The sequence below is a fragment of the Paractinoplanes deccanensis genome, assembly GCF_016862115.1.
In the GTDB taxonomy this organism is placed as follows: domain Bacteria; phylum Actinomycetota; class Actinomycetes; order Mycobacteriales; family Micromonosporaceae; genus Actinoplanes; species Actinoplanes deccanensis.
Genome location: NZ_BOMI01000125.1, coordinates 44,512 through 58,721, shown reverse-complemented (window position 1 = coordinate 58,721; position 14,210 = coordinate 44,512). Strand labels below are relative to the sequence as shown.

Sequence of the window (14,210 nt, the reverse complement as noted above, 5' to 3'; positions counted from 1 at the left end):
TCCGGTACGTGTCAGGAGCGTTCTCAGTCCTTACCCGTAACCGGGACTTCCGGCGGCTCTTCGGAGCCGAGCTGGTGGTCTTCGGCTCCGACTGGTTCGTCATGGTCCCGCTGCTGGTGCTGCTCCCCGAGCTCACCGGCAGCGGGATCTGGGGCGGGCTGGTGCTCGCCGTCGACACGGGCATCAACGCCCTGCTCCTGCAGTTCACCGGCACCCTGGCCGACCGGTTCGATCGACGGAAGATCCTGATTCTGTCGAATCTCGCCGTGTTCGCCGGGGTGCTGCTGCTCTTCACGGTCCGGTCGGCCGCGACCGCGCCGCTCGCCCTGGTGGCGATCGGCCTGATGGCGATCGCCAAGGCCTTCTACTCGCCGGCCGCGTCCGCGGCCCTGCCGAACATCGTCGACCGTGCCGACCTGTCCGCCGCCAACGCGGTCTCCGGCTCGACGTGGGGCACGATGACGATCGTCGGCGCGTCGCTCGGCGGCGTGGTCGGCGCGGCGTTCGGCCCCTATGTCAGCTTCGGCGTCGCCGGCGCCTGCCTGCTCACCGGCGCGGTGCTCACCGCCCTGATCCGCCGCCCGATGCAGGCGCCCCGCGACGGCGCCGAGCCGCAGCGGACGGCGCACGCGATCCGCGAGTCGCTCGGCTACCTGCGCACCCATCCGCGGATCCGGGCGCTGGTCACCGTCAAGAGCGCGGCCGGCCTCGGCAACGGCGTGCTCATCGTCTTTCCGCTCATCGCCGGCATGCACGGCGCGGGGGTGCTCGGCGCGGGCCTGCTCTTCGCCGTGCGCGGCGCCGGCGCGCTGGTCGGCCCGTTCCTGCTGCGGCCGGTGCTGCGCCGCAGGTCGTGGCTCTTCCCGGGGCTCGCGCTGTCGATGGCCCTCTACGGCGCCAGCTACCTCGGCGTCGCGGTGACACCGTGGTTCCCGGCAGTGCTCGCCCTGGTCTTCGTGGCGCACCTGGCGGGCGGCGCGAACTGGACGCTGTCGAACTACGCCCTGCAGGGCGAGGTGCCCGACCGGCTGCGCGGCCGCGTCTTCGCCACCGACCTGATGCTCGCGACGATGGCCATCGCCGTCAGCCAGCTGGGCGCCACCGCTGTCGTCGACGTGGTGGACGAGCGCTTCATCCTGGCCGGCTGCGGCCTGATCACCCTGCTCTACGCGATCGGCTGGCGCGTCGCGACGAGAAGGCTCGGCAAGCCGTCAGCCGTCGGCCCCCTCGGATCGGGATCGGGCGCTGACCAGGGCCGCGATCAGCAGGCCCAGGCCGGCGGCGAAGAAGACCGCGAGCATGAAGCCGACGATCGCGTTGACCACGCCGATGTTGGTGACCGACATGTCGAACGGCCCCTGGACGACGACCTCGGTGAAGACGACGTTCCACACGACCGACACGCCGAGCTGGACCAACAGGACCACGAGGCCGGCCCGCGCCAGCGCGCCGGCGCGGCCGGGCAGCCGGCGGCCCGGCAACGACAGGATCACCAGGCCGGCGACGAGCACGGCCAGGACCGGTAGCTGCACCATGAGGATGCCGATCGCGTACACGAGGCAGACCGTAGTGGGTGGGTGCGACAGGAAGGTAGATGATCAGCGCCTAGTCTGTGGCGATGGGCCTGACGTTCAGCACCGAGCCGGTCTCCGTGAGCACGCCGGCGACCAGCGCCAATCTCGGTCCGGGCTTCGACGCGCTGGGCCTGGCGCTCACCCTCTACGACGACCTCACCGCGCGGGTCACCGGCGGCGGCTGGACGGTCGCCGTCCAGGGTGAGGGCGCGGGCGAGCTGCCCGGCGACGAGACCCACCTCGTGCTGCGCGCGATGCTCGCGGCCTTCGACGAGATGGGCGAGCGCCCCGCCGGCGTGGCCGTCGAGTGCGTCAACCGCATCCCGCAGGCGCGCGGCCTGGGCTCGTCGTCGGCGGCCATCGTCGGCGGCGTCCAGCTGGCGCGGGGCCTGGTGGCCGGCGGCCGTGACCTGCTCGACGACGAGGGCGCGCTGCGCGTCGCCGCCCGGCTCGAGGGTCACCCGGACAACGTCGCGCCGTGCCTGCTCGGCGGCTTCACCATCGCCTGGACCGAGGGGGCCGGCGCGCGCGCCGTGCGGCTGGCGGTGTCGGATCGCGTACACCCGACGGTTTTCGTGCCGAAGGAGCGGGGATACACCGCGTCGGCCCGTGCCGCGCTGCCGTCGGCCGTGCCGCACGCCGACGCCGCGTTCAACGCCGGCCGTGCGGCGTTGCTCACCCATGCGCTGACCAGTGATCCCGCGCTGCTGCACGCGGCCACCGAGGACCGGCTCCACCAGGGCTATCGCGCCGACGCGATGCCCGGCACCGCCTCGCTCGTGGCGGCGCTGCGCTCGGTCGGCGTGGCCGCCGTGGTGAGCGGGGCGGGCCCGTCGGTGCTGGCGTTGACCGAGGTCCCGGGCGATTTTCACCCGGGAACAGAATGGCGCGCCGAGACGTTGGGCGTGGATGCCGCCGGTGCTCTTGTCAAAGGGAGTATGGTGGAACTCGCCTAGCGGGGCCCTGTTGCCGCAGGTCGCACGAGTTGACTACGCTCAAGACCAAGCACAGCCGCGAAGCAAGCGATTCTGCGGTTCGGCGCGCACCCCCGAGACCCATGTGGCCATCTGGCCGTCTCACCTCCTCAAAGGCACACGCCGAGCAGCATCGAAAGGTCGCTGCACTCGCCGAGACCTACTCGTCAACGTCTGACGAGCAGGGACACCGTCGAGCTGCCGTGCTGCACAAACTCCCGCGCCGCTCGTGCGAGGCGGGTACCGGGACACCCGGCCACCAGGCTGCAGAAACCGGGAGTCTCGGGCTTTTTCCGACGGAAGGAATCCATTGAGCGACACCACCGACGTGACGTCGGGTGTTTCTGACGTCGCTGACGCCGGCGCCGGCACCACCGCGACCGCCACGAGACGCCGCCGGGGCGGCACCGGGCTGTCCGCGATGCTGCTGCCCGAGCTGCAGAGCCTCGCCGCTTCTCTCGGCATCTCGGGCACTGCCCGGATGCGTAAGGGCGAGCTGATCACTGCCATCACCGAGAAGCAGAGCGGTGGCGCTCCGGCTGCCGCGGCCGAGTCCGCGCCGCGCCCCCGCAGCGAGGCCAAGGCCACCGCGACCGCGGCGGCGGAGGCTCCCGCGGCCGAGCCGCCGGCGCCCGTCGCCGAGGCGCCGCAGACCGCTGCCGCGCAGCCGGAGGCGGCTCCCGCCGCCGAGGGTGGCAGCCGCCGCGAGCGTGCTCGCCGTGAGCGTGCCCCGCGTGAGACGGCGCCGCGCGAGACCGCCCCGGCCGTCGCGGCCGAGACGGCCGCGGCTCCGGCAGTCACCGCGCCGGCCGAGACGGCCGCGACGGAGACCCCGGAGCGCACCGAGCGGTCCGAGCGCGGCGAGCGCAACCGCGACCGTCAGCGCAACCGCGACGACCGCAACCAGCGGGACGACCGTGGCTCGCGGGACGACCGCGGCCCGCGGGACGACCGCGGCCCGCGCGAGGATCGCGGCCAGCGGGACGACCGCGGTGACCGCAACGACCGTGGCGACCGCAGCCAGCGGGACGACCGCAACCAGCGGGACGACCACGACGACGACAACGACGGCGAGGGCGGCCGTCGCAGCCGTCGCAGCCGCTTCCGGGACCGCCGGCGCGGCCGCGGTGACCGGGACGGCAACGAGGGCGGTCAGCGCGACGGCGGCCGCGAGCCGCACGTGGGCGAGGACGACGTGCTGGTGCCGGTCGCCGGCATCCTCGACGTGCTCGACAACTACGCGTTCGTGCGGACGACCGGCTACCTGTCCGGCCCCAACGACGTCTACGTGTCGATGTCCCAGGTCAAGAAGCACGGCCTGCGCCGCGGCGACGCGGTCACCGGTGCCGTGCGGGCCACCCCGCGCGAGGGCGGCGGTGACCAGCGGCGCGACAAGTACAACCCGCTGGTGCGGCTCGACACCATCAACGGGATGGAGCCCGAGGAGGCCCGGCGCCGTCCGGAGTTCTACAAGCTCACCCCGCTCTACCCGCAGGAGCGCCTGCGTCTCGAGACCGAGCCGCACATCCTGACCACCCGGGTCATCGACCTCGTCATGCCGATCGGCAAGGGCCAGCGGGCGCTCATCGTCTCGCCGCCCAAGGCCGGCAAGACGATGGTCCTGCAGGCGATCGCCAACGCGATCACCCACAACAACCCCGAGTGCCACCTGATGGTCGTGCTGGTCGACGAGCGGCCCGAAGAGGTCACCGACATGCAGCGCTCGGTCAAGGGCGAGGTCATCGCGGCCACGTTCGACCGTCCGCCGCAGGACCACACCACGGTCGCCGAGCTGGCGATCGAGCGGGCCAAGCGCCTGGTCGAGCTGGGCCACGACGTGGTCGTGCTGCTCGACTCGGTGACCCGGCTCGGCCGGTCGTACAACCTGGCGGCGCCGGCCTCCGGCCGCATCATGTCGGGTGGTATCGATTCGACGGCGCTCTACCCGCCGAAGCGGTTCCTCGGCGCGGCGCGCAACATCGAGAACGGCGGCTCGCTGACGATTCTCGCCACCGCGCTGGTCGAGACCGGCTCGATGATGGACACGGTGATCTTCGAGGAGTTCAAGGGCACGGGTAACGCCGAGCTCAAGCTCGACCGCAAGATCGCCGACAAGCGGGTCTTCCCGGCCATCGACATCGACCCGTCCGGCACGCGCAAGGAAGAGATCCTGCTCGGCAAGGAAGAGCTGGCGATCATCCACAAGCTCCGGAAGGTGCTGCACTCGCTCGACTCGGGTGCGGCGCTCGACCTGCTCCTCGACCGCCTCAAGCAGACGCGGACCAACGTCGAGTTCCTGATGCAGATCGCCAAGTCCACCCCTGGCGAGTAATAAGGCAAAAACGGACGCAGCCCCTCTTAACGGAGGGGCTGCTTCGTTTGTGACGCACAGGATGTGTGGTTCTTACCGGTCAGGGTCGTGCCAACCTCCCCTATGCCATCGGCTCTTTGGTGGGAGGCGCTCGAATGAACGTGCCCGGCTATCGGGATGTACCGCCCGAGACGTGGGACCCGGCGGCACCGGCCGACCCCGGTGAGGCCGAGGACTTCCTCCGGCAGTGCTACACGGAGAACCCCCGGCTCGGCCCGGTCGAGCCGCGGCTCGCCATCGTCCGGGCACAGATCGCCGCGACGGGCACCTATGTGCACACCACCGAGGAGCTCGCGTACGGCGCGAAGATGGCCTGGCGCAACGCGAGCCGCTGCATCGGGCGGCTCTACTGGCGCAGCCTGATGGTGCTCGACCGCCGCCGGGCGCGCACCGCCGACGACATCTTCTCGCTGCTCGTGCACCACCTGCGGACCGCCGGCGAGGGCACGATCCGCCCGGTGATCAGCGTCTTCGCCCCCGCACAGCCCGGACGGCCGTACGCCCGGGTCTGGAACGAGCAGCTGATCCGCTACGCCGGCTACCGCGACGCCGAGGGGCGCCCGGTCGGCGACTCGCGGCTCGAGCGGTTCACCGCCGCCATGCGCGGCTTCGGCTGGCGCGGCAAGGGCGAGCAGTTCGACGTGCTGCCGTTGGCGATCGAGACGCCGTCCGAGGGCGTCCGCCTCTATGAACTGCCCGAACGGGCAATCCGCGAGGTCACCCTGACCCATCCCGAGTTCGACTGGTTCGCCGAGCTCGGCCTGCGCTGGCACGCGGTGCCGGCCATCTCGAACATGCGGCTCACCATCGGCGGCGTGCACTATCCGCTGGCGCCGTTCAACGGCTGGTACATGGGCACCGAGATCGGCGCGCGCAACCTGGCCGACGTCGACCGCTACGACATGCTGCCGAGGATCGCGGCGCGGATGGGCCTGGACACGAGCCGGGCGTCGACGCTGTGGAAGGACCGGGCGCTGGTCGAGCTCAACCGGGCGGTGCTGCACTCCTTCGAACAGGCCGGCGTCAAGATGTCCGACCACCACACCGAGTCGGAGCGCTTCCTCAAGCACATCGCGAACGAGGAGCGGGCGGGCCGCAAGGTGCCGGCCGACTGGACCTGGATCGTGCCTCCGCTGTCGAGCGGCGTGACGCCGGTCTTCCACCGCTACTACGACGAGGCGGACCTGCGCCCCAACTTCTACCTCGACGCGGAGGCCGCCACCCTGGCGAAAGAGGGCTCCCGCTGCCCGCACGGGGGCTAGCCAGAGACCGTCACGAGACCAGCCGCAGGGGCGCGATGCGGTGCAGCGCCTCGGCGGTGGCCTCGTCGGCCGGGAGCTGGACCACCAGCCGCACGCCGCTGTCGCCGGGCAGGGCCATCATCTCGTACGACAACCGCAGCGGCCCGGCCTCGGGGTGCACCAGGCGCAGCAGGCCGTGCGCGCGGGGCAGCCCCGGGACCCGCGCGACCCGCTCGGCGAACTCCTCACCGGCGCGCGCGGTCAGCTCGCCGGTGAACTCCGGCCGGGGCGGCCCGTCCTTGAGCGCCGCGACCTGCTCGTCGGCCACGTGCGCCCAGTCCGGGTAGGCGTCGCGGGCGCGCGGATCGGTGAAGACGTACCGGATCAGATTGGGCGGATCGCCGTCGAGCAGCCCGATCGGCGCGGCCAGGCGGCGGAAGCCCTCGGTGGCGGCCAGCACGTCGCCGACCTGGTTGACCAGCATCGCCGCGGCCGGCTCCAGCTGGGCGAGCACCGCCAGCAGGCCCGGCCGCACGGTGCGCACCGGGTCCTTGGCGAGGCCCGCGCAGGCCGGGCCCGACTTGCGGGTCAGCCGGTAGAGGTGGTCGCGCTCGGCCGCGGTGAGCCGCAGCGGCCCGGCCAGCGCCGCCAGCACCTGCGGGGACGGATGGCGGTCGCGGCCCTGCTCGAGGCGGATCAGGTATTCCACGCTGACGCCGGCGAGCATCGCCACCTCGGCGCGGCGCAGGCCGGGCGTGCGCCGCCGGGGGCCCGGGGGCAGCCCGACCTCGGCCGGCGTCACCGCGGCCCGGCGCGCGCGCAGGAAATCGCCCAGCTCGTTGTCGGCCACCGATCGACTGTAACCACGTCGCGGCCGGCGAAGGTGTCCCTGCGGCTACCACTCTGGGCGCGGTCTCCCCGCCCGGCGCCGGCCGCACGAAAGTCGGGGCATGACTGCGAAAGTGATTGTGGTGGGCGGCGGTTACGCCGGTGCTGTGGTGGCCAGGACGCTGGACGACGTCGCGGAGGTGACGCTGGTGGAGCCGAAGGAGGCGTTCTTCCACCACGTCGCCCAGCTGCGCGCGGCGGCCGACCCGGCCTGGGTGGAGAAGATGTTCCTCCCGTACGACGGCCTGCTGTCCCGTGGCCGGCTGGTGCGCGACACCGCGGCGCACGTGCGGCCCGGCGTGGTCGAGCTCGCCTCCGGGGCGCGGCTCGACGCCGATTACCTCGTGCTGGCCACGGGTTCGGCCGGGCCCTTCCCGACCCGGCTCGGCACGACGAGCCCGGTCACGGCGGCGCGGCGCTTGCGCGAGCTGCACGACGCGCTGGACCGGGCGACCGGGGTGCTGCTGCTCGGCGCCGGGGCGATCGGCCTGGAGTTCGCCGGCGAGATCGCGACGGCCTGGCCGGGCAAGCCGGTGACCCTCGTCGACCCGGTGCCCGACCTGCTCGGCGGGCGGTTCCCCGCCGAGTTCCGCGCCGAGCTGACCCGGCAGCTGGACGCGCTGGGGGTGCGGGTGCTGCTGGACACGAAGCTCGACACCCCGCCGGCGACCCCGGCCGGCGCGGTCGGCGCGTTCACGGTGACCACCGGCGACGGCGAGGCGCTCGCGGCCGACCTGTGGTTCGCCTGCTACGGCGGCACGGTGCCGAGCTCCTACCTCGGCCCGGAGCTGGCCGCGGCCCGGCGGCCCGGCGGCCGGCTGGCGGTCACCGAGCACCTGCGCGTCGCCGGGCAGGAGCGGGTCTTCGCGGTCGGCGACCTCAACGACACCCCGGAGCTGAAGGTGGGCCGCGCCGCCGGGCGCCAGGCCGAGGTGGCCGCCGCGAACATCCGCGCGCTGATCGAGGGCGGGCCGCTCACCGCGTACGAGCCGTTCACGGACGGGATCATGCTCTCGCTGGGACCGTCCGGCGGCGTGGGCTACGCCCCGGAGCTGGGCCTCTTCGACGCCGAGGCGACCGCGGCGTTCAAGGGGACCTTCCTGCTCGACCACTTCCGCGAGTTGCTCGGCGCCGCCTAGGCGAACTCGTTCACCGCGAAGTCGTCGCGGTGGCGCCACGAGCCGGGGGTGCGGACGTGGCCGGCGCGCACCCACTTGAGCACCTTGTGGTCGAAGTCGGCGGCCGGGATGCGGCCGGCCGCGCGCACCACGTAGCCCTCGGAGCACGTCTCGTCGCGCTGGGCGGGCCAGGCGGCCCGGGCCTCGGAGAGGCTGCCGCCCCGGTAGAGCACCGGCACCACCGGCAGCTCGAGCCGCCGCGCCCAGTCGACGGTGTCGTCCCAGCCGAGCAGCGTGTCCGTCTCGTCCCAGATGCCGAAGACGATGAAGACGCCGGGCAGGTCGGAGTAGGCGATGCTGCGCCGCGCCCACATCGACTCGCCGCAGACCCGCCAGTCGTCCGGGATCCGGTAGGCCGTCATGGCCCACAGCGCCTTGGCGGGCCGGTCCCACGGCTGGGTGCCGGAGTCGGGGGAGCGGCCGTACATCGCGTCGCGGGTGAAGGTGAGGTTGCCGCCGTCGAGCTTCTCGGTCACCACGAGCTCACCGTCCAGCCAGGACAGATCGTGCTGCACCTTGTCGTCGTGGGTGGCGCCGGGGGAGTCGGGCAGGTGGAAGGTGCGCGGGTACTTGACGCTCAAAAATCCCCCTCCGCCACCTGGAACACGGTCAGGCCGAGCTCCCGCCACATCCGTACCACCTGTTGCCGGTCGTCGAACACGCCGACGATGCGCCAGCGGTCCCGGATCCGCTCCTCGAAGATCTCCTGTTTGACCACCCAGTCCTTGCGGCTGTCGCCCCACGGCCGCATGAATAGTGCTTCGTACGGCACCCCGACGTAAAGGTCCAGCCAGGCCTCGGTCTCGGCGCGGCAGACCTCGTCGCGTCCCGAGCAGAAGACGATCGCGTTGCCGGCCGCGTGCATCGCGCGGACCGCCGTGATGACCGCCTGGTGGGGCAGGTCCGAGCCGACCTCGTCCCAGTCGTACGGGCCGCGCCCGTTCATCAGGGCCACCGTGCCGTCGATGTCGACGAGCAGGGCCGGCGGCAGCTCCGGGTCGGGCGCGTAGACGATGCCCGGCCCGCCGGGCGGCACGAAGGGCACGGGGAGGGGCAGCGACCGGTTCGCGAGATAGCGGTCGAACATCTCGCGGATGGCGCGCTCGCCGACCCGCTCCTCGGGAGCTCGGGAGGCGTCGCGGCGGATGCATTCCCGCAGCGGTACGTCGGTGAAGTCGTGCACCTCGAAGGTGGCGCCGTAGCGGGCGGCCAGCTCGGCCCACTCGCGCACCTTGCCGGCCCGCAGGTTGGTGTCGTCGACGACCACGCTGGTGCGCCGCCGCAGCAGCGCCTCGACGGTGGCCCGCTGGACGTCGGTGACCTGCGCCTCGGCCCACTGGGTGTAGAGCCGGGTGCCGTGCAGCATCCGGCGCAGGTCGTCACGGTTGACCCGCACCACGCCGGGCTGGAGCTTGCGCGCGAAGGTGGTCTTGCCGGACGCCGGCAGACCCCGCGTGATCAGCAGTCTGGTCATTCACCGGGAACAGTACCGGACGAGAAACGGACATTATTCGCGATAGTGGCGTGGAATACCAGTGCGGAGCCCTGCGTTGGGCAGCACGGACCCGCGATTTCTCGGGAATGCCCGAGGCATGGCAGACTGGTCCATCGGCCACGGTTCCGGTTCACGCCCGAGCCCGTCGCCCCCAGAGCCACCGGCCCTGGCGGGGCGGCGCGGTGCTGACAGCGACCCGGCGACCACCATACTGAGAGGGACCGAGAAACATGAAGAGCGGCATCCACCCGGAGTACCACACCACCGAGGTCGTGTGCTCCTGCGGCAGCACCTTCACCACGCGCAGCACCGCCAAGGGCGGCGAGATCCGCGTCGAGACCTGCAGCGCCTGCCACCCGTTCTACACCGGCAAGCAGCGCGTCCTCGACACCGCGGGCCGCGTGGCGAAGTTCCAGGCCAAGTACGCCAAGGTCACCGCCGCGAAGAAGAAGTAACTGCGTCGACGGCGCCCGCACCCGGTAGTCACGGGGCGGGCGCCGTTCGCATGTGATCCGTCCTTCAGCGTGGGGAGAGACCCGTGAGCACCGACCGGCTGACCAGCCTTCTCGAGGAATACGAGCAGCTCGAGCGGCAGATGGAGGACCCCTCCATCCACGCCGACCAGGCCCTCGTGCGCCGCGTCGGCCGCCGGTTCGCCGAGCTCGCGCCGATCTACGCCGCCAACGCCGAGCTCGAGGCCGCCCGCGCCGACCTGGCCGCCGCCAAGGAGCTCGCCGCCGAGGACCCGGCCTTCAACTCCGAGGTCGAGGCGGTCGCGGCCACGCTGCCGCCGCTGGAGGAGAAGCTCGGCGAGATGCTGATCCCGCGCGACCCCAACGACGCCAAGGACGTGATCGTCGAGATCAAGGCGGGCGAGGGCGGTCAGGAGTCCGCGCTCTTCGCCGGCGACCTGCTGCGCATGTACACCCGCTACGCCGAGCGCCGCGGCTGGGTGGTCGAGGTGATCGACTCGCAGGAGTCGGACCTCGGCGGCGTCAAGGACATCTCGGTCGCGGTCAAGACCAAGGGCGTGCCCGAGGGCGGCCACGGCGTCTGGTCCCGCCTCAAGTGGGAGGGCGGCGTGCACCGGGTGCAGCGCGTGCCGGTCACCGAGTCGCAGGGCCGCATCCACACCTCGGCGGCGGGCGTGCTGGTGCTGCCCGAGGCCGAGGAGGTCGAGGTCCAGATCGAGCCGAACGACCTGCGCATCGACGTCTTCCGCTCGTCCGGCCCCGGCGGCCAGTCGGTCAACACCACCGACTCCGCCGTCCGCATCACCCACCTGCCCACGGGCACGGTGGTGAGCTGCCAGAACGAGAAGAGCCAGCTGCAGAACAAGGAGTCGGCGCTGCGCATCCTGCGCTCCCGGCTGCTCGCGATGGCCCAGGAGGAGGCCGACGCGGCCGCCTCCGACTCGCGCAAGGCCCAGGTGCGCACGGTCGACCGCTCCGAGCGCATCCGCACGTACAACTTCCCGCAGAACCGGATCACCGACCACCGGATCGGCTACACCGCCTACAACCTCGACCTGGCCCTCGGCGGCGAGCTCGACGGTGTGCTGGACGCCCTCGCCGAGGCCGACCGGCAGGCGCGCCTGGCCGGTGAGGCCGGCTTCACGGCACCTCGCTGACCTCGAAGAGGTCGCCGCGCGCGCAGGTGAGATACCGGCCGGTCGACTGGCACTGATAGCCGGGCATGCGGCCGATCGTGCCGAGCAGTGCCTGCCGGCCCGTCGCCAGCTCCCAGCGGGTCACCGCCGTGCGCCCCGGCGGCGAGACCGTGGAGCGCAGGAGCAGCACGCTGCCGCCCGGCGCGGGACTCCACACCACGCTGCCCCGGCCCGGCTCGCCGACCGGCTCGCCCGTCGCCGCGTCGACCAGCGCCGGCTCGCCCTCCTCGCTGCCGTCGTCGACCACCAGCCGCTCCGCGCCGACGGCGAGCGCGTTGGTGGCCTCCGGCAGGCGCCACCGGACACGCCCGGTCGCCGGGTCGTACGCGACCAGGCCGCCCGCCCCGCTGAGGCACAGCGACGGGCCGCACGCGAACGCGTACCCCTCGGTGTCGTGGATGTTCCACAACTCCTCCAGGGTGTCCAGGCGATAGACGGTGAGCTCGAAGACGCCGCCCCGGGCCTGGTTGACGACCAGATGCCCGCCGCCGGCGACGAGGTCGTTGAAGTAGCCCTCCTCGGGCCGGGGCTCGACCATCGGGATCCGGCCGGACGCCGTGAGAGCGCCGGTCGCGTACGCGTAGACGCGGATCTCGCCGGACGCGGTGGCCGTGACCACGGCGCCGGGCCGGTCGCCGGACATCGCCACGACCTGGTTGCGCACGCCCGGCGTGTCGCGGCTCCAGACGGTGCTGTTGTCGCCGAGCCGCGCCAGCCGCACGCGCAGCAGGCCGCCGTCCGCCGCGTACTCCGTCATCAGCGCGGTGTCGCCGCCGACCGTGTACGGCTCGCCGGGCGCGCGCCACGCCTCGGCGCCGGTGGCCGCGGAGAGCGCCACCGTCTCGTAGCCGGGCCGGGCCGTCCGGCTCACCTCGGCCGGGATCAGCAGCAGGCCCGCCCGCTCGGCGACCTGCACGTAGCCGGCCGCGCCGGGAAACGACCGCTGCCAGCGCAGCCGGCCGCTGGCGAGGTCGTACGCGCTGACGCGGGTGCTGTTCGCATCGCTGCGGTACACGTATGCCGAGTCGGCGGTCAGCGCCGAGCTCGGGCTGCCCATCCCGGACACGCTCCACAGCGGACGGACACCGCGCGGCGCGGGAACGGCCGAACCGGCGACCGTGAGCGAGCAGAGCACCACGACCGCCGCGGCCGCGAGCCGCCGATCGCGACCGAGCGGGCGAGAGTCCTCCGGGCGCCTGCCGGAGATCTCGCCGAGCTCGATCGTGGCCATTCTCGGTCTACATCGTCGTCATCGGGTGGGTTGCCTGGCCGCGGCAGCCGCGGCCAGCGCCGCACTGAGCGTACGCCCGTTGGTGCCCACCTCGGACCAGCCCGCCGCCAGCCCGACCGGCGTGCCCGGCACCAGGACCTGCCAGTTCTCCGCGTTCGTGGCGGCGGCGAGCCGGCGGGACACCTCGGCGGCCTGTGCCGTGCCGGCGCCGGGGAGCACCACCACGAACTCGTCGCCGGCGAAGCGCGCCACGAAGTCGCCGCGGCGCATGACCCGGTTGAGCACGCCGGCGATGCGCTGGAGGACGAGATCGCCGCAGTGCCGGCCGTGCCGCGCGTTCACGGCCGTGAAGCCGATCAGGTCGCACACGCCTACCGCGGCGCGCTCGCCCCGGGCCAGCAGCGCGGTCACGTACCGCTCGAGCTGGCGGCGGTTGGGCAGGCCGGTCAGCGGGTCGGTCAGGGTCTCGTCGCCGTACCGGCCGGGGTCGCGCTGGGTCTCCTGGGCGTCGAGGCGGGCCGCGACGCCGTCGAGGTAGCCGTCGCGGAGCCGGTCGATGCGCTGGGCGGCGAGCCGGAACGCGTAGCGGTCGGCGGTGTGCGCGGCGGCGTGGTCGCCCGCGGCGGCGTAACAGATGCTGCGCAGGCGGGCCGGCTCGGCGGCGCCGAGCACCTCGGGCGCGACCGGCACGGCGTCCAGCATGGACAGCGCGTGCCCGGGCCGGCCGCCGGCGATGGCGAGGCAGACGTTGCCGAGGTGGCGCAGGTCGCGGGTGCGGATGCTGTCGCCACCGCCGGTCAGCCACTCGGCGGCGTTCGCCTCGGTCTCCTCGCCCAGCGCGGCGCGGCGGGCCAGTGCGTAGCCGTACGCCGCGCGGCTGCCGGGGCGCAGCTGGCCGGCGCCGATCGCGACGTACCGGCTCAGCTCGGCGTCGATGTCGCGCAGCACCCGCAGGCAGCCGTCGGTGTCGCCCTGGTGGTCGAGGGAGACGGCGTTGCGCAGCCGGATGCCCGGGGCCGCGAAGATCTCGGGGGCCAGGCCGGCCGCGGCGCCGACCTGACGGGCCTGCTCGATCGCGGTCAGCGCGTGGCCGTGGAAGCCGAGGTACGAGTACGCCATGGCGAGGTCGTGCCAGCCCCAGGCGGTCTCGGAGTCGTTCTCGCGCACCGCGGCCAGCGCGCGCGACGCCTGCACCAGATGGGTGACGCCGCGGTCGAGGTTGCGCTCGAGATGGGCGCCCAGGGCGGCGAAGGCGTGCATCTGGCCACGCAGGTAGGGGTCGGGGATCTCGCGGACCGCGTTGTCGGCGGCGGTCATCGCGGTCGCCAGCTCGGCCACGCGGCCCAGGTTGATGAGGGCGCCGAAGCGCTGGACCAGCGCATAGGCCCGGGTGGTCGGATCGGTGGCCGTGGCGAGGACACCGTCGAGGATCGGCAGCGCCTCGGCGGACCGGCCGTTCTGTTGCAGGCTGCCGGCGCGCTGGAGCTCGTCGACGTTCTCCGCGAGCTGGTCCAACCAACTCACCAGGCGCCTCCCACCCGTGCCACGCGAGGAGCATCGCCGACCCGGCCGGTCGGCGGCGCACGTGA

Annotated in this window: 11 protein-coding genes and 1 pseudogene; 7 read left to right on the top strand and 5 right to left on the bottom strand. The window is 73.1% G+C overall.

Features of this window, described 5'->3' with window-relative positions:
• Positions 1-8: 8 nt before the first annotated feature.
• From Ade02nite_RS31615 to Ade02nite_RS31600, 4 genes and pseudogenes are all read left to right on the top strand, one after another.
• Positions 9-1,202 (top strand): annotated as a pseudogene (locus Ade02nite_RS31615) (MFS transporter); the annotation flags it as partial.
• 416 nt (positions 1,203-1,618) lie between these two features.
• Positions 1,619-2,530 (top strand): homoserine kinase, encoded by a 912-nt coding sequence (gene thrB, locus Ade02nite_RS31610; protein ID WP_203771876.1) that lies wholly within the window; start codon positions 1,619-1,621, stop codon positions 2,528-2,530.
• A gap of 328 nt (positions 2,531-2,858) precedes the next feature.
• A complete protein-coding gene (gene rho / locus Ade02nite_RS31605; RefSeq protein WP_203771874.1) occupies positions 2,859-4,880 on the top strand; it encodes a transcription termination factor Rho in 2,022 nt (673 codons plus the stop codon).
• Positions 4,881-5,014: 134 nt separating this feature from the next.
• Positions 5,015-6,181 carry a nitric oxide synthase oxygenase gene (locus Ade02nite_RS31600; protein ID WP_203771872.1) on the top strand — a complete coding sequence of 389 codons (1,167 nt, stop codon included), beginning with the start codon at positions 5,015-5,017 and terminating at the stop codon, positions 6,179-6,181.
• Positions 6,182-6,191: 10 nt separating this feature from the next.
• Here the strand turns inward: Ade02nite_RS31600 and Ade02nite_RS31595 are convergent, their stop codons facing one another.
• Positions 6,192-7,010, bottom strand: coding sequence for a helix-turn-helix transcriptional regulator (locus tag Ade02nite_RS31595; protein WP_203771870.1), 819 nt, complete (start codon positions 7,008-7,010; stop codon positions 6,192-6,194).
• A gap of 100 nt (positions 7,011-7,110) precedes the next feature.
• On the opposite strand from Ade02nite_RS31595, the gene Ade02nite_RS31590 reads away from it, so the two are divergent.
• Positions 7,111-8,187: an NAD(P)/FAD-dependent oxidoreductase gene (locus tag Ade02nite_RS31590; protein WP_203771868.1), complete on the top strand. Its 1,077-nt coding sequence runs from the start codon at positions 7,111-7,113 to the stop codon at positions 8,185-8,187.
• On the opposite strand, the gene Ade02nite_RS31585 is transcribed toward Ade02nite_RS31590, so the two are convergent.
• Both Ade02nite_RS31585 and Ade02nite_RS31580 read right to left on the bottom strand, forming a co-directional pair.
• Positions 8,184-8,807 carry an RNA ligase family protein gene (locus Ade02nite_RS31585; RefSeq protein ID WP_203771866.1) on the bottom strand — a complete coding sequence of 208 codons (624 nt, stop codon included), beginning with the start codon at positions 8,805-8,807 and terminating at the stop codon, positions 8,184-8,186. The two genes, Ade02nite_RS31590 and Ade02nite_RS31585, sit on opposite strands and share 4 nt — an antisense overlap.
• A complete protein-coding gene (locus Ade02nite_RS31580) occupies positions 8,804-9,700 on the bottom strand; it encodes a phosphatase domain-containing protein (RefSeq protein WP_203771863.1) in 897 nt (298 codons plus the stop codon). The genes Ade02nite_RS31585 and Ade02nite_RS31580 overlap by 4 nt, the downstream gene beginning before the upstream one ends.
• A 251-nt stretch (positions 9,701-9,951) precedes the next feature.
• On the opposite strand from Ade02nite_RS31580, the gene rpmE reads away from it, so the two are divergent.
• Positions 9,952-10,176 carry a 50S ribosomal protein L31 gene (rpmE, locus tag Ade02nite_RS31575; RefSeq protein WP_203771861.1) on the top strand — a complete coding sequence of 75 codons (225 nt, stop codon included), beginning with the start codon at positions 9,952-9,954 and terminating at the stop codon, positions 10,174-10,176.
• Between the two features lie 83 nt (positions 10,177-10,259).
• Positions 10,260-11,351 (top strand): peptide chain release factor 1, encoded by a 1,092-nt coding sequence (prfA, locus tag Ade02nite_RS31570; protein ID WP_203771859.1) that lies wholly within the window; start codon positions 10,260-10,262, stop codon positions 11,349-11,351.
• Here prfA and Ade02nite_RS31565 read toward each other — a convergent pair.
• Together Ade02nite_RS31565 and Ade02nite_RS31560 are read right to left on the bottom strand one after the other, a co-directional pair.
• Positions 11,335-12,621 carry an outer membrane protein assembly factor BamB family protein gene (locus tag Ade02nite_RS31565; protein ID WP_203771857.1) on the bottom strand — a complete coding sequence of 429 codons (1,287 nt, stop codon included), beginning with the start codon at positions 12,619-12,621 and terminating at the stop codon, positions 11,335-11,337. The genes prfA and Ade02nite_RS31565 overlap by 17 nt on opposite strands.
• An 18-nt stretch (positions 12,622-12,639) precedes the next feature.
• Complete coding sequence (locus Ade02nite_RS31560; RefSeq protein ID WP_203771855.1) at positions 12,640-14,145, bottom strand: GGDEF domain-containing protein; 1,506 nt, start codon at positions 14,143-14,145, stop codon at positions 12,640-12,642.
• Positions 14,146-14,210 lie beyond the last annotated feature (65 nt).

Excerpts from the sequence above, each read along its gene's own strand:
- thrB (WP_203771876.1), top strand. The coding sequence starts at position 1,619 with ATGGGCCTGACGTTCAGCACCGAGCCGGTCTCCGTGAGCACGCCGGCG.
- Ade02nite_RS31600 (WP_203771872.1), top strand. The coding sequence starts at position 5,015 with ATGAACGTGCCCGGCTATCGGGATGTACCGCCCGAGACGTGGGACCCG.
- Ade02nite_RS31590 (WP_203771868.1), top strand. The coding sequence starts at position 7,111 with ATGACTGCGAAAGTGATTGTGGTGGGCGGCGGTTACGCCGGTGCTGTG.
- Ade02nite_RS31580 (WP_203771863.1), bottom strand. The coding sequence starts at position 9,700 with ATGACCAGACTGCTGATCACGCGGGGTCTGCCGGCGTCCGGCAAGACC.
- rpmE (WP_203771861.1), top strand. The coding sequence starts at position 9,952 with ATGAAGAGCGGCATCCACCCGGAGTACCACACCACCGAGGTCGTGTGC.
- Ade02nite_RS31565 (WP_203771857.1), bottom strand. The coding sequence starts at position 12,621 with ATGGCCACGATCGAGCTCGGCGAGATCTCCGGCAGGCGCCCGGAGGAC.